The 18,443-nt window shown below is 69.8% G+C and carries 18 protein-coding genes; 6 read left to right on the forward strand and 12 right to left on the reverse strand.

Annotated features, from left to right (window positions below):
- Positions 1–11 precede the first annotated feature (11 nt).
- From HV826_RS04215 to HV826_RS04235, 5 genes are all read right to left on the reverse strand, one after another.
- Positions 12–749 (reverse strand): SDR family oxidoreductase, encoded by a 738-nt coding sequence (locus HV826_RS04215; protein ID WP_176415707.1) that lies wholly within the window; start codon positions 747–749, stop codon positions 12–14.
- Positions 746–2,116: an FAD-binding oxidoreductase gene (locus HV826_RS04220; RefSeq protein WP_176415708.1), complete on the reverse strand. Its 1,371-nt coding sequence runs from the start codon at positions 2,114–2,116 to the stop codon at positions 746–748. Before HV826_RS04220 ends, HV826_RS04215 begins: the two co-directional genes overlap by 4 nt.
- Positions 2,117–2,129: 13 nt before the next feature.
- Positions 2,130–3,575 carry a UbiA family prenyltransferase gene (locus tag HV826_RS04225; RefSeq protein WP_176415709.1) on the reverse strand — a complete coding sequence of 482 codons (1,446 nt, stop codon included), beginning with the start codon at positions 3,573–3,575 and terminating at the stop codon, positions 2,130–2,132.
- A 111-nt stretch (positions 3,576–3,686) separates the two neighbouring features.
- On the reverse strand, positions 3,687–4,730 hold the full coding sequence (locus tag HV826_RS04230; protein ID WP_176415710.1) for a class I SAM-dependent methyltransferase: 1,044 nt from the start codon (positions 4,728–4,730) through the stop codon (positions 3,687–3,689).
- A gap of 10 nt (positions 4,731–4,740) precedes the next feature.
- The gene (locus HV826_RS04235; RefSeq protein ID WP_176415711.1) at positions 4,741–5,091 is read right to left on the reverse strand and encodes an MXAN_6627.5 family MYXO-CTERM protein; all 351 of its coding nucleotides are present in this window, start codon (positions 5,089–5,091) and stop codon (positions 4,741–4,743) included.
- A gap of 114 nt (positions 5,092–5,205) precedes the next feature.
- On the opposite strand from HV826_RS04235, the gene HV826_RS04240 reads away from it, so the two are divergent.
- The gene (locus HV826_RS04240) at positions 5,206–6,525 is read left to right on the forward strand and encodes a response regulator (protein ID WP_176415712.1); all 1,320 of its coding nucleotides are present in this window, start codon (positions 5,206–5,208) and stop codon (positions 6,523–6,525) included.
- Between the two features lie 53 nt (positions 6,526–6,578).
- On the opposite strand, the gene HV826_RS04245 is transcribed toward HV826_RS04240, so the two are convergent.
- On the reverse strand, positions 6,579–7,226 hold the full coding sequence (locus tag HV826_RS04245) for a hypothetical protein (protein WP_176415713.1): 648 nt from the start codon (positions 7,224–7,226) through the stop codon (positions 6,579–6,581).
- 67 nt (positions 7,227–7,293) lie between these two features.
- Between HV826_RS04245 and HV826_RS04250 the strand changes: the two genes are divergently transcribed.
- The 3 genes from HV826_RS04250 (at position 7,294) to HV826_RS04260 (ending at position 9,467) form a co-directional block, all read left to right on the forward strand.
- Entirely contained in the window at positions 7,294–7,794 is a 501-nt protein-coding gene (locus HV826_RS04250) for a hypothetical protein (protein ID WP_176415754.1), read from the forward strand.
- A 61-nt stretch (positions 7,795–7,855) separates the two neighbouring features.
- Entirely contained in the window at positions 7,856–8,671 is an 816-nt protein-coding gene (gene bcp, locus HV826_RS04255) for a thioredoxin-dependent thiol peroxidase (protein ID WP_255217030.1), read from the forward strand.
- A 304-nt stretch (positions 8,672–8,975) separates the two neighbouring features.
- Positions 8,976–9,467 (forward strand): hypothetical protein, encoded by a 492-nt coding sequence (locus HV826_RS04260; RefSeq protein WP_176415715.1) that lies wholly within the window; start codon positions 8,976–8,978, stop codon positions 9,465–9,467.
- 70 nt (positions 9,468–9,537) lie between these two features.
- Here the strand turns inward: HV826_RS04260 and nagZ are convergent, their stop codons facing one another.
- From nagZ to HV826_RS04285, 5 genes are all read right to left on the reverse strand, one after another.
- On the reverse strand, positions 9,538–10,647 hold the full coding sequence (gene nagZ / locus HV826_RS04265; protein WP_176415716.1) for a beta-N-acetylhexosaminidase: 1,110 nt from the start codon (positions 10,645–10,647) through the stop codon (positions 9,538–9,540).
- A 100-nt stretch (positions 10,648–10,747) separates the two neighbouring features.
- Positions 10,748–11,113: a response regulator gene (locus tag HV826_RS04270; protein WP_176415717.1), complete on the reverse strand. Its 366-nt coding sequence runs from the start codon at positions 11,111–11,113 to the stop codon at positions 10,748–10,750.
- Positions 11,114–11,115: 2 nt separating this feature from the next.
- Complete coding sequence (locus HV826_RS04275) at positions 11,116–12,615, reverse strand: ATPase domain-containing protein (protein ID WP_176415718.1); 1,500 nt, start codon at positions 12,613–12,615, stop codon at positions 11,116–11,118.
- Positions 12,616–12,775: 160 nt separating this feature from the next.
- Positions 12,776–13,702, reverse strand: a complete 927-nt coding sequence (locus tag HV826_RS04280) for a DUF6209 family protein (RefSeq protein ID WP_176415719.1) — start codon at positions 13,700–13,702, stop codon at positions 12,776–12,778.
- A 160-nt stretch (positions 13,703–13,862) separates the two neighbouring features.
- On the reverse strand, positions 13,863–14,423 hold the full coding sequence (locus HV826_RS04285; RefSeq protein WP_176415720.1) for a hypothetical protein: 561 nt from the start codon (positions 14,421–14,423) through the stop codon (positions 13,863–13,865).
- A 151-nt stretch (positions 14,424–14,574) separates the two neighbouring features.
- Here HV826_RS04285 and dbpA point away from each other — a divergent pair, with 151 nt between their 5' ends.
- Positions 14,575–15,960 (forward strand): ATP-dependent RNA helicase DbpA, encoded by a 1,386-nt coding sequence (dbpA, locus tag HV826_RS04290; protein ID WP_176415721.1) that lies wholly within the window; start codon positions 14,575–14,577, stop codon positions 15,958–15,960.
- 10 nt (positions 15,961–15,970) lie between these two features.
- Here dbpA and HV826_RS04295 read toward each other — a convergent pair whose 3' ends face one another.
- Positions 15,971–17,056: a YcjF family protein gene (locus HV826_RS04295; protein WP_176415722.1), complete on the reverse strand. Its 1,086-nt coding sequence runs from the start codon at positions 17,054–17,056 to the stop codon at positions 15,971–15,973.
- A 238-nt stretch (positions 17,057–17,294) separates the two neighbouring features.
- On the opposite strand from HV826_RS04295, the gene HV826_RS04300 reads away from it, so the two are divergent.
- Positions 17,295–18,443 (forward strand): zinc-dependent alcohol dehydrogenase, encoded by a 1,149-nt coding sequence (locus tag HV826_RS04300; RefSeq protein WP_176415723.1) that lies wholly within the window; start codon positions 17,295–17,297, stop codon positions 18,441–18,443.

Genomic DNA, 18,443 nt, shown 5'->3' on the forward strand with positions numbered 1-18,443 from the left:
GGCACGCCTGCTCAGAGCTTCATGCGCTTGAACACCGTCTCCGGGATGGTCCGGATGATGAGCATGATGAGCGCCCAGATGCCGGGCACATAGACTTCGTTCTTCCTCGAGTCCGCCGCGCTCAAGAGTCCGCGCGCCACCTTCTCCGGCGAGGCGAACAGCTTGTTCTTCGGCAGGTGCGCCGTCATCGGCGTGTCGACGAAGCCCGGCTTCACCGTCACCACCGCGACGTTGGACTTCATCAGCCGGTTGCGCAGGCCCTGGAGGAAGACGTTGAGCGCGCCCTTCGACGCGCCGTACACGTAGTTGCTCTGCCGGCCGCGGTCGCCCGCAACCGACGAAATCACCACCAGCGTGCCGGCCTTCTGCGCCTCGAAGCGGTTGGCCAGCACCGTCAGCAGCGACACCGCGCTCAGGAAGTTGGTGCGCAGCACCGCCTCCGTCGCCGTCCACGAGCGCTGCGCCTCCGCCTGGTCGCCCAGCACGCCGTGCGCCAGCACTACGCCGTCCAGCCCGTCCAGCGCCGTGTACGCGGCCTCCACCAGCGCCTCGTGGGTGTCGAAGTCGTTCAGGTCCACCACCTGCGACGCGACGTTGGCCGCGCCGCGCGTGGCGGCGTCCTTCGTCACCGCGTCGAGGTTCGCCGCGTTGCGGCCAGTCAGGTACAGCGAGGCCCCGCGCGCGGCCAAGAGCCGCACCGTCGCCTGGGCAATGGCGCTGGTGGCGCCGAGGACGAGCACTTTCTTCATGGGGAGCGAATCTCGGAAAGAAGGTCAGCGGACAGGGAAGAGGGCAGGGCCGCCGGATTCACCCGCCGCCAGAATGACGAGGAGAACGACGGGTCCACGTACTGCATGAAGCGCTCACGTTGCGGGAAGTACGCCGCGAAGTGCTCCGGGCTCATCCGGGCGTCCTTCGCCGGGTACACCGCGCCGCCCGCCTGCCGCGTCAGCCGGTCCAAATCTTCCACCAGCTTCCACGTCTTCTCGCCGCGGTTGGCGAAGTCCATGGCCAGCGTCACGCCCTCTCGCGGGAAGGACAGCCACCCCGGCGAGGGAATGTCACCGAACGTCTTCAGCACCGACAGGAAGCTGGGCAGTCCGCCGCGCGCGCTGCGCTCCAGGATTTCCTTCAGCGCGTCCTTCGCGGTGGCGTAGGGCACCACGCACTGGAACTGGAGGAAGCCGCGCCGGCCATAGATGCGGTTCCACCCGTAGATGGCGTCCAGCGGGTAGAAGAACGGGTCGTAGTGCGTCAGCCGCTGCTTCGGCTTGCCGTTCTGCCGGTGGTAGTAGAGCCAGTTGAAGGCGGACACCGACAGCCGGTTGAGGCAGAAGGCCGGCATGTCCATGGGCACCGCCAGCCCCACGCCGTGTGACAGGTGGCTCTTGGCCAGCGGCAGCCCGTCGAACTGCGGCGGCGCGAAGTTGCCCCGGTACAGGAGCCCCCGTCCCAGCTTCTTGCCCCGGGCCAGGCAGTCCACCCACGCCATGGTGAACTCGTAGTCCTTCTCCGACGCGCGGGCCACGTCGAGGAACCCCTCCAGGTTCCCGAACGGCACCGTCTCCTGGAGCACGTACGGGTTGCTGATGGGCTTGAGCTGCACCTCGGCCCACGTGACAAGGCCGGTGAGACCCAGGCCACCAATCGTCGCGCCGTACCAGTCCGGATTCTCATCCGGCGCGCACACCCGGCGGCTGCCGTCCGAGCGCAGCAATTCGAAGCGCCGCACGTAGCGGCCGAAGGTGCCACCCCGGTGGTGGTTCTTCCCGTGCACGTCGTTGGCGATGGCGCCGCCCACCGTCACGAACTTGGTGCCCGGCGTCACCGGAAGGAACCAGCCGCGCGGCGCGGCCAGGCGCAGAATCGTGTCCAGCGACACGCCCGCCTCGCAGCGGACCTCGCCCGTGGCCGGGTCGAAGGCGATGAAGCGGTCCATCCCCGTGGTGAGCAGCAGCGTGCCATCCGCGTTGAGGCACGAGTCGCCGTAGCTGCGCCCCAGTCCGTGGGGCAGCAGGCTGACGTCCTTCCTGGGCAGCGCGTCCGAGCGCCACGCCAGGGCGTGCGTGCGTTGTTCGACTTGGGGGTAACGCCCCCAGGACTCCCGTGACTTCATCGCGAAAGACCTCTCACGTGGCGGCCCATAGCACCAACGCGCACACGAGCCCTACCGCGTAGCTCACCCGGTCCCTCAGGGCGAAGACGAGCGGGTCCTCGTTCACCAGCCCGCGGTGGGCCAGCAGCCACACCCGGCCCACCCAGTACAGCATCACCGGGCAGATGAGCCACAGCCGCTCCGGGTGGGCGTACAGCGCCGTCACTTCATCGGAGGTGATGTAGAGCGCCAGCACCAGCACGGACACCTGTCCCGAGGCCGCGCCCAGGCTGGCGAGCTGCTCGTAGTCCTGGGCCAGGTAGCCACGGCCATGCGCGGACGCCTCGTTGGACTGCCGCAGCCGGCGCACCTCGCTCAGGCGCTTCACCAGCGCGAGCGAGAGGAAGAGGAACATGCTGAACATCATCAGCCAGCTGGACGTGGGCACGTTGACCGCGAGCGCGCCGCCGAAGATGCGCACCGTGTACAGCCCGGCCAGCACCAGCACGTCCAACATCACCACCTGCTTCAGCCGCAGCGAGTAGGCCAGCGTCAGCACGTAGTAGGTGCCCAGCAGGGCGGCGAAGGCGGGCGGCAGCAGCAGGCACACCGCGGCGCCGGCCAGCAGCAGCACGGGGGCCAGCATGACGCCGGTGCTCACCGGCAGCGTGCAGGCCGCGAAGGGGCGCTTCTTCTTCGTCGGGTGGCGCCGGTCGGAGTCCAGGTCCAGCAGGTCATTCAGCACGTACACGCTGGAGGCGCACAGGCTGAAGGCCGCGAAGCCCAGCAGCGCCTGGAGCAGCTTGTCCGGCTCGGTGGCCTTGTGGGCGGCCAGCAGCGGCACGAAGACGAGCGCGTTCTTCGCCCACTGATGCACGCGCAGCGCCTTCACCCAGGTGCGGAGGTGGGTGTCGGGGCGCTCGAAGACGCGGTGGACGTCGCGGCCCAGGCCCCGGGCCTGCTTCAGCACCCCGGCCGGCGCGTGGACCACGACGATGCGGCGGCACTCACGCCACAAGGGCAGGTCCACCGTGTCGTTGCCCGCGTAGTCGAAGGTGCCCAGCAGCTCCTTCAGCTTCGCCAGCTTGCGCGCGCCGGACAGGTTCACCGTCGCTTCGCTGGCGACGACGTCGGAGAACAGGCCCAGGTGCGCGGCCACGGCTTCGGCGATGCGCCGGTCCGCCGCGGTGGCCAGCACCAGCCGGCGGCCTCGGGCCTGCTCCTCGCGCAGGTACGCCAGGAGCTCTTCGTGGTAGGGCAGGCTGGCCGCGTCCAGGGCCGCGCGCCGGGCCACCTCCGCCTTGAAGAAGGCCTTGCCCTTGAGCACCCAGAAGGGGGCCAGCAGCAGCAGCCAGGGGGCACGCTTGAAGAGGACCAGCAGGTTCTCGTGCAGCGTGTCCGTGCGCACCAGCGTCCCGTCGAGGTCGACGGCGAGTGGTACGTCCGGAGAGTCCTCGGGGAGGGGCGTTTGGGGAAGCATGGGCAGCGGTGTGACGGAAGCCGTCAAAGGGCGGGCAGGGTAGCGCAGACGCCCTCCGCGCGGAAAAGCCACCTCAGGGCAGGCACGCCAGAACTGCGGTCGGGTGGACGCTCAGTCCAGTCGAGCCACCAAAAGCGTCTGCAAGGGCAGGTGCCGGATAGGGCGGCTGTTCTCGATGCGAAAGCCCGCATCGTCCAGGAAGCCTTCCACCTCGGCGGGCGTGTAGGCGGCCGCGCCGGAGGTGAGGAAGTAGTGCAAGCCAATCAATGGCGCCGCGCTGGTGGGCGTGTCGACACTCTCACGCAGATACTCCAGCACCGCCAGCGTCCCCCGGGGCGCCAGCGAGGCGCGCACCCGCCGCAGCAGGGCCACGTTCTGTGCGGGGGACAGGTGGTGCATCACCTGGAAGAGCATCACCCCGTCATGCGGGCCGCCCAGCTCCGCGGTGAGGATGTCGCCCTCGCGGTGGGTGACGAGGTGGCTCAGCCCCGCCGAGGCGATGATTTCCCGGCCCACGCGGGCGCTGCCTTCCAAATCCAACACCGTGGCCTTCAGGCCCCGGTTGCGCAGACACAGCTCGGCGGCGTACCAGCCGTGCGCGCCGCCCAGGTCCAACACCTGCTTCGCACCGCGGGGCAGGGGGATGGCCGCCGCGACCTCCGGGGCCGCCAGCCGCGCCAGCTGGTGCATGGCATGGATGTAGTCGCGCCAGCGCGCGTCGTCGGGCGCGAAGCCGTGGATGTCCACCGCCTGACCGGTGCGCACCACGCCCTCCAGCCCGTTCCACCAATCCCACTGGGCGTAGTTGAACTCCAAGAAGGCGCCCACGTAGCGGGGCGAGCGCGGGTCCAACCAGCGCCTGGCGCGCGGGGCCAGCCGGTAGCGTCCACCGCGCTGGCGCTCCACGGCCTCGCAGGCGATCAGCGCCTCCAGCAGCGTGCGGGTGCCCTCCTGGGACAGCTTCAGCCGCTCGGCCAGCGTCTCTGCGGACACCGGTCCGTCCGTCAGGGCCTCATAGACGCCCAGCCGCGCGCCGGCCATCAGCGTGCGCGACGCCATCATCCCGAAGAAGGCCTGGGCCACCGGCTGTGGGGCCAGGTTGAGCCAGTCCGCCACGCGCTCCAGCAGGTTGTCCGCCTTGAGCCCCAGCCTCATGCGTGTGCTCCTAACGCCTGCGCCTGTACCCAGCCACGGCGGCCAGGCCCACGACGAGGAGCGCGGCCTGGGCACCCAGCACGCAGCCTTGCTGGTCTGCCTGGCGCACGCCAGTGTAGCGACAGAGCCCGTCATCGCAGGTGAAGCGGGGGGAGCAATCCCGGGTGCTGCGGCAGGACGTATTCACCCTGCCTGTACTGTCGTCGCCCTCGGGGTTGTCCCGGTCCGCGCCGCCCTCGCCCACAGAGGCGTCGGGGAGGCCCGCGTCGAGCCCACCGTCGGATTGGGCCATGGCCCCCAGCGGCAGCAGGAGGGGAAGGCAGGCCAGCAGGCGGCGCAGGTGAGAGCGGAAGGGAGACATCGGGGCCGTCACCCTAACCGCCTGGAGGGACGGATGCATCCTCCGCGGTGGCAGGAGCACCCGGGGGCAGATTGTCTGACCCTTCCCTTCGCATCTGGTACGGTACGCCCCGCGATGGCACCCCGAATCCTCGTCGTCGATGACAATCAGGAGCTGTTGTCCCTCCTCACGCAGCTCTTCGAGGAGGCGGGCTACGAGGTCCTGGGTGCGAGCCGCGGCAAGCAGGCGGTGGAGCTGGCCAAGGCCCAGCCTCCGGCGGCGGCCGTGCTCGACATCCTGCTGCCCGACATGATGGGGTACCACCTCGCGGACGCGCTGCGGAAGGACAACCCCCAGCTCCCGCTCCTCTTCATCACCGGCGTCTTCAAGGGTGGCAAGCACGCCGTCGAGTCGCGCACCAAGTACCAGGCCGCTGGCTACTTCGAGAAGCCCTTCGAGGCCCAGAAGCTGCTCGAGGCGATGACGAAGGTGCTGCCTCCGGAGAAGCCCTCCGCTTCGGCCGCGTCGCTCCAGGACGCCTTCGAGGTGGAGCTGGACATCGACGTGGAGGAGGAGGGCCCGCAGGACGCCATGGAACTGACCGGCCGCATCAAGGTGACGGGCGGCGGCAACATCACGGCGGAGATTCGCGGCGCCAACCTCACGGCCAGCCCCATGCAGAAGGTGCCGGCCACCCACGTGCGCCCGCCCACGCCAGGACGTCCGCCGGACCCGCCGCCCGCGGGCGCGCCGGGCAGCCGTCGTGGCGAAATCCGGGACAACCTGCCCTCGCTCCTCACCGCCTTCTATCTCTCCCGCGAGACGGGTGAGCTGGGCGTGCAGAAGGGCAAGGTGAAGAAGGTCGTCTACTTCGAGAAGGGCACGCCGGTGTTCGCCCTCTCCAACCTGCTCGCGGACCGCTTCGGCCAGTTCCTCGTCCGCGTGGGCAAGATCAAGCCGGAGCAGCTCCAGGACGCGTCGGCGGTGGCCGCGCAGTCCAACCGCCGCACCGGCGACGTGCTGGTGGAGCGCGGGCTGCTCAAGGACACCGAGCGCCTCTATTACGTGGGCCAGCAGGTGAAGGCCGTCATCTATTCGCTCTTCGCGTGGGATGAAGGCTCGTACGTGCTGAGCTTCCGGGAGAAGGCGAGCGCGGAGTCCATCAAGCTGGACCTGCACCCGGCCAACCTCATCGTTCGGGGCATCAAGAAGCTCTACAAGCCGGAGCGCCTGCGGCGTCTGCTCCAGCCAGAGGACCGCCTCATCCCCGCCGTGGCTCCGGCCTACCAGCTCAACGAAGTGGAGCTGGAGCGGTGGGAGGCGGAGCTGCTGCCGAAGATTGACGGCAACCGCACCGTGGCGGAGTTGCTGGCGTTCGCCAACCGCCCCGAGCACGTCGTCTACGGCTTCCTGGTGGCGATGATGTCGCTGGGCATCCTGGACAAGCGCAGCTAGCCGCCGCGCTGTCCGTCCCCGCCGTCACGGGCGGGGACGCTGTACCAAGGGGCTCAGCCGCCGACGAGCCGCGAGCCCATCCAGAACAGGCCCAGCGCGCAGGAGCCCACGGCCACCGCGCGCTGCACCCAGAGGGTGATTCGCGCGTTCAGCCGAGCGATGCCCTCCGCGAAAATCAGCCCCACCACGCCCATGCCGATGAGGATGCCCAGCGCGAAGCCGGGCAGGTACATCCACGCGGCCATGCTCATGCTGCCGCCCACCAGCAGCGGGGGCAGGGCCAGCAGCAGCGAGCGCACGCCGCTGACGGCCATCAGCGCGCCCGCGGTGGTGCTCACCGTGTGCACGTGCTGGTGCGGCTCCTGGGTGTGGCCGGGCAGGTGCGGGTGACCGTGGTCCAGGCTGCTGGGGAACAGCAGGGCGGCCACCGCGAGGGCCACCAGCACGGCGCCGCCGAAAATCTCGGCCCAGCGCTCGAAGGTCTCTGAAAGGCCCACGCCCGCCAGGATGCAGAGCGCGGCGATGCCGCCCAGCATGACGGCGTGTCCCAGCGCGAAGCGCACGGCGGTGGCGATGGCGGCGCGGCGCCGGCCTCCCCCCAGGGTGCCGAGGGTGGCCATGGCGGCGCAGTGGTCCGGGCCCACGGCGTGGAGCATGCCTTGGGACAGGCCAAGCAGGAAGGCGAGGAGAATGGGCTGCACGACGCGGCACCCTAGCCGTGCTTCAATCGGGAGGCCAGCAGGAGAGGAGAACCGACCCTTCATGAGGATGACCACCCGACGGCTGTCCGCCGTCATGTCGCTCGCGCTCTGTCTGCTTCTGTCGCCTGGCTGCGACAAGGGGCCCGACCAGCTCCGGGACGCGGAGAAGTCCTACCGCGAGCTGATTGACCGCCGCGTGTCTCCCCTGGACCCGGCATGGGACCCCGTCATCAACGCCTTCGAGGCGATTCCCAAGGACTCCAAGGCCCGTCCGGAGGCGGAGCAGCGGATCGCCACCATTCGACGCTTGCGGGGAAAGCTGCCGCCGCGCCCCCTGGCCACGCCGGGGGCCACGGGCCCCGGGACGTCGGAGGTGGATGCCAGGCGCGCCGCGTGTGAGGCCCTGGCCATCCGGCTGGGCCAGACGCCGGAGGGCGCGGACCGGGAGCCCTTGCACCAGGCGCTGACCGAGTGCCGCAAGGCGCTGGTCCGGCTGGAGGCGCACAGCCATCCGCCCGGGGAGCATGGGCATGACCATGGTGGTGAAGCGGGGCATCCCGCCCACTGACGGGGCGCTGTCGCTGGACGTTGAGTGGCGCGGGCTTTGTGATTAATGAGCCCGCATGCCCATGCCCCAAGCAGGTGACCAGGCCCCCGCGTTCCAGCTCCCCGACCAGGATGGAACCCCGGTATCGCTCGCGCAGTTCGCGGGCCGGAGTGTCGTCCTCTACTTCTATCCGAAGGACGACACCCCCGGATGCACCGTGGAGGCGTGTGGCTTCCGCGATGAGCACTCCGCGCTGGAGGCCGCGGGCGCGGTGGTGCTGGGCGTGTCCGCGGACAGCACCGCGAGCCACCGGAAGTTCGCGACCAAGTTCAACCTGCCCTTCCCGTTGCTGGCCGACGTGGACCACGCGCTGTCCGAGGCCTACGGCGTCTGGGGCGAGAAGTCGCTCTATGGCCGCAAGTTCCTGGGCATCACCCGGGCCACGTTCCTCATTGGCCCGGATGGCGTGCTGAAGCAGGTGTGGCCCAAGGTGAAGGTGAACGGCCACGTCGCCGAGGTGCTGGCCGCGCTGAAGGGCGATGCCCCGGCGGCGGACGGTGCTGAGAAGAAGCCCGCCGCGAAGAAGGCGCCCGCGGGGAAGAAGGTCGCCACCGCGAAGAAGGCTCCGGCGGGCAAGACTGTCTCGGGGAAGACCGCTGCAGCCAAGCGGGTGCCGGCGAAGAAGGCGGCTCCGGCCGCCAAGGCGCCTCGTGCGGCAAGGAAGGTCGCGGCTGCGGCGAAGAAGGCTCCCGCGGCGAAGAAGGCTCCCGCGGCGAAGAAGTCCGTGGCGGCGAAGAAGGCCCCCGCGGCGAAGAAGCCTGGCGCCGGCAAGAAGAAGGCGTCCGTGAAGGCGCCCGCGAAGAAGGCCGCGGCGGCGAAGAAGGCCACCAGGAAGTAGCGCTCCGGGCGGCTCAGGGAGGACGCAGTCCCAGACGTCCTCCATCGAGCAATCCCCGGCGGGCCCGGAGGCACCGCCAGCCCGCGGCCTCGAAGTGGGCTTCCTCGACGAAGAAGCAGCCCTCAGCGGAGCGGGCGCCGGGAGCGCTGAAGAGGGCTGCTCCCGGCCGCCGCTGGGGCTATATGTGGAGTCCGTGCGGTCCGTCGTCACGCGGACATGGCGTCACCCCGGGGGCTCCATTCCCGGCGTGCCCCATCTTCGGAAAGTACGAGCAACCAGCTTGAAGGGACTCGGAGGAGTCGACATGCGCGAGCGGAATATTCGGCGGTGGGGTTCGGCGGCGGCATTGATGGCGGGCGCGGTTCTGGCTGTGGGCTGCCGGGGCCTTCCGGAGACGGGTGGCAGTCAGCCGGATGAGCCGCGGGGCAACTTTGCCGCCCAGCGCGGTGACCAGCCCGCTGCGATGAAGAACATGGAGGGTGGCGACACCAACACGCCGCTGCCGCCTTGGACGCTGCCGGCGAACCGGGGCTACAACGGCACCATCGACCAGATTGGCTCCAGCATCGACCCGCGCACGGCGAAGAACGACGGCACCCAGGGCCGCTCCATCATCGACGACGCCGGGAAGATGATGGGTGACCAGTACAACGTGCAGGGCGGCGCCGCGTACTCGCCCGCGGCCCAGGGCCTGGGGGGCGAGGACGGCGCGGCGCTGGGTGGCAAGCGCGGTGGCCACTCCAGCGGCTTCAGCCCGCTGGGCTGGCAGGACCGCAGCGGCCCCTACCGCCGCTGAAGTCCGCCCCTTCCATCCGCTCCCGGTGCAGGGCGCCGGGAGCGCGCGTGGCAGTCCGGCCTCCGCGCCTTCAGCGGGAGGCCAGCATCACCTCGGTCGGGTCGCGGCCGGTGAAGGTGCTGACGAGCCCCTCGGCCAGCGCGTGGTGCTCCGGGCTCCCCAGCAGGGCGAGCCGGTCCTCCGCCGGGTGCGCGAAGCGGGCACTGAGCGCGTCCAGCCGCCGGTGCGCCTGCGCGATGCGCTCCCGTGACACGCGACCGGACTCCACCGCCTTCACCAGGGCTTCGATGGCGCGGCGCTGCACGTCCGCGTCGTGGCACACCAGGAACAGGTCCACGCCCGCGAGCGTGCCCTGCACGGTGGCCTCTTCCACGGAGTAGTGGCCGGCGATGGCCTTCATCTCCAGGTCGTCGCTGACGAGCACCCCGTCAAAGCCCAGCTCCTCGCGCAGCACGCCCTGGAGCACGCGCTGACTCATGGTGGCGGGCACGCCCGGGTCCAGCGCGTCGAAGAGGACGTGCGCCGTCATCAGGGACGCCAGCCCCGCCTGGGCGAAGGCGCGGAAGGGCACCAGCTCCACGCGGCGCAGCCGCTCCATGTCATGCGGCAGCCGCGGCAGCGTCAGGTGGCTGTCGGTGGTGGTGTCGCCGTGACCGGGGAAGTGCTTGCCACACGAAGCCACGCCGCCCGCCTCCAGGCCCCGCGCGAGCGCCACGCCCAGCCGCGCCACTTCCTCCGCCTCGCGGCTGAAGCTGCGGTCGCCAATGACGGGGTTGTCCGGGTGGGTGTCCACGTCCAGCACCGGCGCGAAGTCCCAGTCGAAGCCCAGCGCGCGCAGCTCATACGCCAGCAGCCGGCCCACGCGCTCCACCTGGGCCGCGTCGCCGCGCTGCCCCAGCTCACGCATGGGCGGCAGCGCGGTGAAGGGCTCGCCGCGAAGCCGGGCCACGCGGCCTCCCTCCTGGTCCACCGACAGGATGAAGGGCCGGCCCGCGCGTGTCTTCACCGCGTGGCACAGCGCGGCCGTGTCCGCGGCGCTGCCCACGTTGCGCTTGAAGAGGATGGCGCCGTAGATGCCGTCATCCATCAGCGCGGCCAGCTCGCTGTCGATATGAGTGCCGGGAAAGCCCACCATGAAGAGGCGGGCACAGTCGCGGTAGAGGGCGGAGGTGGTCGTCACGGCGCGCAGTCTGGCAGAAGCCGGGGGCTGGGCGCTCGGGAGGAACACCGTGCCCCAGAATGCGTCGGCTGCCTGCCAGGCCGCAGGGCGGTGAGGCGCGCTACTGGAGGATGGCTCCCTGGGCGAAGCGCTTCACCACCTCCAGCAGGTCGTCCAGGGAAAAGGGCTTGGGCAGGAAGGCCGCGCAGCGCAGGTGCTTCCAGTAGTCCGGCGGGCTGGCGCTCATCATCACCACCGGGATGTCGCGCAGCAGGGGACTGCGCTCCATCGCCTCCAACAGGGCCGGGCCGTTCATCACCGGCATCATGTAATCGAGCAGCACCAGGCAGGGGCGCTCCTCGGCCATCCGCTCCAAGGCCTCCTTCCCATTGAGCGCGATGGCGGTCCGGTAGCCTTCGTCGTTCAGGAGGTCGCGCATGGCCTCGACGATGCCGAACTCGTCATCGACGATGAGGATGGGGCCCATGCCTACGTCCCCTGGCGCCCGCCGCCGGGACGCCGGGGCTCGGACCACGTGGTCGACCGTGGCAGGCCGCTCATCATCGCCTCGACATCCGTGAAGGTGTCCGCCACCTCCATCCCCGTCGTGTGGATGCGCAGCTCGCGCAGGGCGGTGTCGTGCGGGCTGTTGCGCAGCTTCAGCACCGAGACGAAGCGGCGCAGCTGGGAGTTCAGCTCCACCTGGCGCAGGAAGAGGACGTTCTCCGCCACCATGGAGATGCCCTTCATCGGGAAGGTCACCTCCGCGCCGAACGCGGAGGTCAGCTCGACGGAGTAGAGCAGCGTCACGCCGCGCGTGCGGCACTCGTTGACCAGCGCGGCCAGGAAGCGCGACACACGGGGCTGCCGGATGGCCGCCCTGCGGAGCGCGTCGTAGCCGTCCAGGAAGAGCCGGCGCACGCCGTGCGTCCGGATGATGTCCAACAACTGCACGCCCAGCTTGTCCAGCAGGTTCTCCGTGGGCGGCCGGAAGCTGACCTCGAAGTCGCCTCGGTCGATGAGGGGCTTCAGGTCGAGCCCGATGCCCGCCGCCTGCGTCACCATCCGCTCGGGGGAGTCGTAGAAGGCGAAGTAGTGCACGCGCTCACCCCGCCGGGCGCCTTCCGCGAGGAAGTTCAGCCCCAGCAGCGTCTTGCCGCCGCCCGACGGCCCCAGGAGGATGGTCGTCGAGCCCTGGGGCACGCCCCCGGTCAGCATCGCGTCCATCCCGGGGATGCCGAACGCGCACTTCGCGTCCAGCGGCGGCCCCGGCGGAGGCCCGGACTCCGCGAGCGTCTCCAGGCGGGGATAGATGACGAGGCCATCCTCGGTGATGTCGAAGCTGTGCTTGCCCAGCAGATAGGGGCTGCCCCGGAACTTGCGCACCAGCAGCTCGCGCACGGCACGCGCGCCGAACAGGCGCTGCCGGAGCAGCAGCAGCCCATCCACCATGGTGTGCTCGGCGCGCAGGCCCTGGCCGCGGCCGGTGGTGAGGATCAGCGTCGTGCAGCCCATGAGGCCCGTCACCACCTGGAGACCGTGGATGAACTTCTTGAGGGCCTGCTGCGACGGCGCCACCTCCTCCGCGGCCACCAGCCCATCCAGTACGAGCAGCGTGGCCTGGTGGTTCTTCGTCTCCTTGCGGATGAGCTCCGCCAGCGCGTCCAACCCACCCTGCTCCAGCACCGTGAAGGCGCTCAGGTAGGTGATGGCGTCGGGCAGCAGCGTGGGGTCGAAGTAGGACAGCGAGGAGAGGTTGCCGACCAGCTCCGTGTGCGACTCCGCCAGCAGCGTCAGGTAGAGCACGCGCCCGCCGTGGCGCTTCACGTGGTGGAAGCTCACCTGGTTGGCGAAGATGGTCTTCCCCGAACCCGGGAGGCCCATCAGCATGTAGGTGCGGGCCTTGCGGAAGCCGCCGTGCAGCACGGTGTCAAGGCCTGGAATGCCCGTGGATATCCGTTCCGCCACGCGTGGAGTGCCTTCGGTCATTTCGCGTTCCCTTTCCTGGGCCCGGCCCGAGTGTGGCCCCACCGGAATGATTGGGAGCAGTGCGCTCGCCTTCTCAGGGGAACACTTCTTGCCACAGCGCCTCTTCCGAACTGCCGCTGAAGCGCACGGCCCCAGCGGCATTCAACAGAGGTGGAGTGCCTCAGAATCCGCGCTGCACCGTCCGCGCGGTGCCGCCCGCGGGGCCAGCGCCGCTCGCGATGCGATACCAGCTCACACCGTCCGTTGAATAGCGGAACCCGAATGCATAGGCGTTCCACGGCGTATACGCGAGCGGCTGCGCGGCGAGGTTCCAGCGATACCGGTAGTTGTTGCCTACCCGACCTTGATAGGCCAGCCAGTGGTGCTGCGTGGCCGCGCCGTCCACGCTGAACGCCACCTGCGCCTGGAGGAGCTCCGGACGCGCGGTGGCGGCATCCGTCACGCCGGGCACGTACACGTCCGCGTCCACGAACTTGCAGGCGCGCTCCATGACGTAGCTGTCGATGACGATGGGGTCCGCCAGTCCGTCGCGGTGCTCGCAGTCGCGCGCGAAGCTGCCGCCCCAGTCACCGGCCCAGGCCACCGCGGACGGTGACTGCGCCTCCACGGGGAAGACGTAGTTCTGGCCATGGTTGCTGTCGTACTTCGCCGCGCAGGTGCGGCCGGAGGTGAAGAACCACGTCTCCACGCTCGTGGCGTCCGAGGGCACCGTCACCTCGAAGGGCTTGTTCACGAACGACGTGCTGCCCGTGGCCTGCTTCACGCTGCCGCTGAAGAGCTGTCCGCTGGGGAGGAAGCGGACGTAGGCCAGCGTGTCCCACGCCTGCTGGCCGGCGTAGGTGCTGTGGTGGCAGTCCGTCATCCGGTACAAGTCATAGTCGACGACGAGCGTGCCGCCGCGGACGATGGCGCCGTGCTGTGTGTGCGTCCAGCCGGTGAGGAAGCGCACCGTGGCGGTGGGCGTGGTGAGCGGCGCCTGCTGTGACGCCGTGGCGCTGGCGGACGTCTCCTCCTGCCACGGAGCGCCACCACAGGCCGCCATCAGCGGCAACGCGAGGGCCAGGGACTTCCAGACAGACGTCTCCATGCGGGGCACTCCATGAAGCGGGGATGTCGCCACTTACCAGGACTTCCTGTCGCATGCGCTGCCGGTCGCCCGCCCTGTCAGGGGGCGGGCGGTTTCACGGCGGACCGCTGGGGGAGCGAGCAGGCTCCCAGGGCGGGCCCTCCTGTCGAGCGTCAGGGCCTCAGAAGCAGGACGCCGCGTCCTCGGCGTAGAAGTCCGCCGAAAACGTCGTTGTCTGGGCGCAGCCCGGGCGCGAGGCCGTCACGTACAGGGTGAAGTAGCCCACCGAGGTGGCGGAGAGGACGACGTACGAGCCCGTGTTGTTGTGCAGCGAGGCGTAGTTGCTGGACCAGGTGTACGTCACGCCGCTCTCCGGGCTGGAGATGGAGTAGCGCCCGTAGGGGTGGCTCGACGGGTAGCACACGCTGATGTTCTCGGTGATGCTCTTCCGGGCCGGAGCACAGGACGTGGGGCCGCAGGTGCGCGTGACGCCATCACACGTCACGGATTTGGTGGTGGAGCGGCAGTCCCCCAGGAGGCTGCCGCACTGAATCGACGTGCCGCCCGGACACGCGAGCGTCACGGTGCAGGCGTTGAACGCCTGCACGTCGCCCGCCGTGTCGCCGGAGGACTCAAGCACCGGCGCCGGACCTTCTTCAATGCGCTGCTCCTCGGGCCCGCCACAGCCAATGGCGAGGAGGGTGGTGGCCAGCAGGGCGAGGGAGATACGGATGGGGGACATGGGGGCTCCAGGCAAGGGACAGGCACAGCTGCTTTTCGGTAAAAACGAGATTTTCACAGAAAGTGTGACAAGCATCCAGTGAGAGCGGCCAGGTGGGGTGGTGGCTTCACTTGTCCTGGCTTCGGCGGGTGTGCCGTGCCATGGGCCCCGAATGGACTTCTCATCGCTCGCGCTGGCTCCTCCCCTGCTCCAGGTCCTGGAGGAGCTCGACTTCAAGTCGGCCACGCCCATCCAGGCGCAGAGCATCCCGGTGCTGCTCCAGGGCAGGGACCTGGTCGGTCAGGCGCAGACGGGCAGCGGGAAGACGGCGGCCTTCGCGCTGCCGCTGCTCCAGAAGGTCCAGTTGCAGCACCGCAAGGTGCAGGCGCTGGTGCTGTGCCCGACGCGCGAGCTGTGCGCGCAAGTGGCGGGGGAGATCCGCAGGCTGGGGCGGCGGCTGCCTGGGCTCCAGGTGCTGGTGCTCGCGGGAGGCCAGCCCATCCGTCCGCAGTTGGAGGCGCTGGAGAAGGGCGCGCACCTGGCGGTGGGGACGCCGGGCCGGGTGATTGACGTGCTGGACCGGGACGCGCTGGAGACGCGGCAGCTGTCCACGGTGGTGCTCGACGAGGCGGACCGGATGCTCGACATGGGCTTCCGCGAGGACATGGAGCGCATCCTCGGGGCCATGCCGCCGCGGCGGCAGACGGTGCTCTTCTCCGCCACCTTCCCGCCGGACATCGAGGCGCTGAGCCGCGACTTCCAGCGTCAACCCGTCCGCGTCACGGTGGAGAGCACCACCGCGGGGCCCGACATCCAGCAGGTGCGCTACGACTGCGAGCCGGGAGAGAAGCAGGCCCTGCTGCTGCGCATCCTCCGGCACTACCAGCCGGCGTCCGCCATCGTCTTCTGCAACCTCAAGGCGACGGTGGTGGAGCTGAAGAAGTCGCTCTCCGCGTCGGGTGTCAGCGTGGACGGGCTCCAGGGGGACTTGGAGCAGTTCGAGCGGGACCGGGTGATGGCGAAGTTCCGCAACCAGAGCACGCGGGTGCTCATCGCCACGGACGTGGCGGGGCGCGGCATCGACGTGGAGGCGCTGGACGCCGTCATCAACTTCGACCTGCCGATGCAGGCCGAGCCCTACGTGCACCGCATCGGCCGCACCGGACGGGCGGGGCGCGCGGGGCTGGCCGTCTCCATCGTCGCGCCTCGGGATGGCCGCAAGGTGGACGACATCCAACTGGCCACCGGGGTGAAGCTGGAGCGCGGGGACGTGGAGTCGCTGCCCTCGGCGGACCCGCGCAACGCGGTGTCCCTGGAGTCGACGTGGGACACGCTCTACATCTCCGCCGGACGCAAGGACAAGCTGCGGCCCGGGGACGTCCTGGGCGCGCTCACGGGCGAGGCGGGCGGGCTGGAGGCGACCGACGTGGGCAAGATTGAAATCCAGGACCACGTGGCCTACGTCGCCGTCGCCCGGCGCGTGTCGCGGGTGGCCTTCCAGCGGCTGAGCGAGGGCCGCATCAAGGGCCGCCGGTACAAAATCGAGCGCGTGAAGTAGGCCGGGCGGCTCACGCGGCGCCGCGCAGGGACATCTCCTCGCGGAAGGCCTGGATGACCTCCTCCTCCGTGGGCAGCTCGCCGCGGCGCTTCTCCATCAGCTTGGAGAGGACGGCGACGTAGGCCTCGCCGAACAGCGTGGTGAGCGCGGTGGCGGTGGTGGCGGAGATGAGCGCGCCAAGCGCCGTGCCCGGGCCGGGGACGAGCTTCAGCAGGCCGGACACGATGGACTGGCCGGTGAATGTCGCGCCCAGGCCGGTGATGCCCGCGCCCACCAGCGTGGAGAGGAAGGCCTCCGTCAGCGGGAGGCCAAAGACGCTACTCACCCCCGCCAGCATTCCGACCTGCGTGGGGACGAGCAGGGCGGCGTCGGCGAAAGGGATGGGCACGGCTCCAATGAGGCCGGCGGCGGCCGCGGCGCTGGCGACGATGCCGTGGGCGCGCTTGCGCTTCTGGCCAATGCTCACGCGCTGGGCGGCGGCGAAGGCGTTGCGCTGGGCTTCTGGAACCAGCTCCATGGTGAGCTCGACGAGCTCCACCAGGCCCTTGGGCTGGAGCGTGTGGCCCTCGTCGTCCGTCTCCTGGAGCGCGCGCACGCGCATGACGTTGCGGGCCATGGGCAGCAGCTTCTGCACCTCCGCGCGGAGGCCCTGGTCGCTGCGGGCCTTCGTGACGACGACGACCACCGGCATGTGCCGCGCGAGCATCTCCGCCGCCTTCACGTCACCATCCTCCACGCGGCGCGAGTCCTCGCTGATGCACAGCCAGGCGCAGTGCAGGTGGCGCGTGGCGTCCGCGTCCTTGGCGCGCGCGGCCACCAGCTCCTCCAGCAGCTTCAGCGTCTCTTGAAAGGCGCCCAGCTCCAGGCCGCGGGTGTCGAGGATGCTGACGGGGATGCCGTCCTTCGTGTACTCGCGCGTCTCCTTCGTGACGGGGCGGCCCTGGCCGGTGTCCGCGATGCGGCCGTGGAACACCGCGTTGACCAGCGTGCTCTTGCCCACGCCGCTGCGGCCCGCGATGACGATGTTGACCCGGCCGCGCTTGCGGAAGGCCTCTTCGACCTGCTTGCGAATCTCCTCCGCCAGATGGATGTCCATGGACCGCCGCCGCCTCCTTCGGTGAGTCCTCCCGCATCAGGGGAGGGAGCCCCAGCGTAGCGGAAAGCCTCCGCGCGCCGGCGGTGGACCGGCGGGGCGAGCGGGCAGGGGAGCCCTGTCGGGCCTGCTCGCCCGGCGCGGCCAGCCAGGACAGGGAGCACACACACGGGCGCCGGCCCCGCCTTGCCGTGTCAATGCGCGGTCCTCACTCCTTTACCCACAAAGGAGCAGAACTCGCATGCGCGCACTCAGCTACCAGGGGCCGTACCAGGTTCGGGTGAAGGACAAGCCGGACCCTCGCATCGAGCACCCGCAGGACGCGGTGCTCAAGGTCACGAAGACGGCCATTTGTGGCTCGGACCTGCACCTGTTGCACGGCCTCATCCCCGACACGCGGGTGGGCTGCACGTTCGGCCACGAGTTCGCGGGCGTCGTGGAGGAGGTGGGCCCGGGCGTGACCAGCCTCAAGCCGGGTGACCGGGTGGTGGTGCCCTTCAACATCTCTTGCGGCGCTTGCTTCTATTGCAAGAAGGGCCTGACGGCGTGTTGTGAGAACTCCAACCCGTCCAGCGACGTCGCGGGCGGCGCGTTCGGCTTTTCGCACACCACGGGTGGCTACGACGGCGGGCAGGCGGAGTACGTGCGCGTGCCCTTCGCCAACGTGGGGCCCATGAAGATTCCGGAGGACATGGACGAGGAGGACGTCCTCTTCCTCAGCGACATCTTCCCCACCGGCTACATGGGGGCGGAGATGGGAGGCATCCAGCCGGGGGACACGGTGGTGGTGTTCGGCGCGGGCCCGGTGGGCCTCTTCGCCATGAAGAGCGCGTGGTTGATGGGCGCCGGCCGCGTCATCGCGGTGGACCTGCAGGACTACCGGCTCGACTTCGCCCGGAAGTTCGCCCACGTGGAGACGCTGAACTTCAAGGACGTGGACATCGTCACCGCCATCAAGGAGACCACGGAGGGCCGGGGCGCCGACGTGAGCATCGAGGCGGTTGGCTGCGAGGCCGAAGGCTCGCTCCTGCAGCGCGTGTTGGGCCTGGGGCTGATGGCCGAGGCGGGCACCACCACGGCGCTCAACTGGTGCATGCACGCCACCCGGAAGGGCGGTGTCATCTCCGTGGTGGGGGTGTACGGGCCGCCGTGGAACCTGGTCGACATCGGCACGGCGATGAACAAGAACCAGACGCTGCGGCTGGGCCAGTGCAACGTGAAGCGCTACATGCCGCACCTGCTGGAGCACATCCGCAAGGGGCGCGTGGACGCCAAGGGCATCATCACCCACCGCTTCAGCCTGGAGGACGCGCCGAAGGCGTATGACCTCTTCTCCAAGAAACAGGACGGCTGCATCAAGTGCGTCCTCTCCCCGCATGGCCATGCCTGA

This window comes from Myxococcus sp. AM010, assembly GCF_013372585.1.
Classification (GTDB): domain Bacteria; phylum Myxococcota; class Myxococcia; order Myxococcales; family Myxococcaceae; genus Myxococcus; species Myxococcus vastator.

Coding starts and splice junctions, on each gene's coding strand:
- HV826_RS04250 (WP_176415754.1), top strand. CDS start 7,294: ATGACCACCCGACGGCTGTCCGCCGTCATGTCGCTCGCGCTCTGTCTG.
- dbpA (WP_176415721.1), top strand. CDS start 14,575: ATGGACTTCTCATCGCTCGCGCTGGCTCCTCCCCTGCTCCAGGTCCTG.
- HV826_RS04235 (WP_176415711.1), bottom strand. CDS start 5,091: ATGTCTCCCTTCCGCTCTCACCTGCGCCGCCTGCTGGCCTGCCTTCCC.
- HV826_RS04275 (WP_176415718.1), bottom strand. CDS start 12,615: ATGACCGAAGGCACTCCACGCGTGGCGGAACGGATATCCACGGGCATT.
- bcp (WP_255217030.1), top strand. CDS start 7,856: ATGCCCCAAGCAGGTGACCAGGCCCCCGCGTTCCAGCTCCCCGACCAG.
- HV826_RS04260 (WP_176415715.1), top strand. CDS start 8,976: ATGCGCGAGCGGAATATTCGGCGGTGGGGTTCGGCGGCGGCATTGATG.
- HV826_RS04220 (WP_176415708.1), bottom strand. CDS start 2,116: ATGAAGTCACGGGAGTCCTGGGGGCGTTACCCCCAAGTCGAACAACGC.
- HV826_RS04295 (WP_176415722.1), bottom strand. CDS start 17,056: ATGGACATCCATCTGGCGGAGGAGATTCGCAAGCAGGTCGAAGAGGCC.
- HV826_RS04270 (WP_176415717.1), bottom strand. CDS start 11,113: ATGGGCCCCATCCTCATCGTCGATGACGAGTTCGGCATCGTCGAGGCC.
- HV826_RS04300 (WP_176415723.1), top strand. CDS start 17,295: ATGCGCGCACTCAGCTACCAGGGGCCGTACCAGGTTCGGGTGAAGGAC.
- HV826_RS04280 (WP_176415719.1), bottom strand. CDS start 13,702: ATGGAGACGTCTGTCTGGAAGTCCCTGGCCCTCGCGTTGCCGCTGATG.
- HV826_RS04285 (WP_176415720.1), bottom strand. CDS start 14,423: ATGTCCCCCATCCGTATCTCCCTCGCCCTGCTGGCCACCACCCTCCTC.
- HV826_RS04215 (WP_176415707.1), bottom strand. CDS start 749: ATGAAGAAAGTGCTCGTCCTCGGCGCCACCAGCGCCATTGCCCAGGCG.
- HV826_RS04230 (WP_176415710.1), bottom strand. CDS start 4,730: ATGAGGCTGGGGCTCAAGGCGGACAACCTGCTGGAGCGCGTGGCGGAC.
- HV826_RS04225 (WP_176415709.1), bottom strand. CDS start 3,575: ATGCTTCCCCAAACGCCCCTCCCCGAGGACTCTCCGGACGTACCACTC.
- HV826_RS04240 (WP_176415712.1), top strand. CDS start 5,206: ATGGCACCCCGAATCCTCGTCGTCGATGACAATCAGGAGCTGTTGTCC.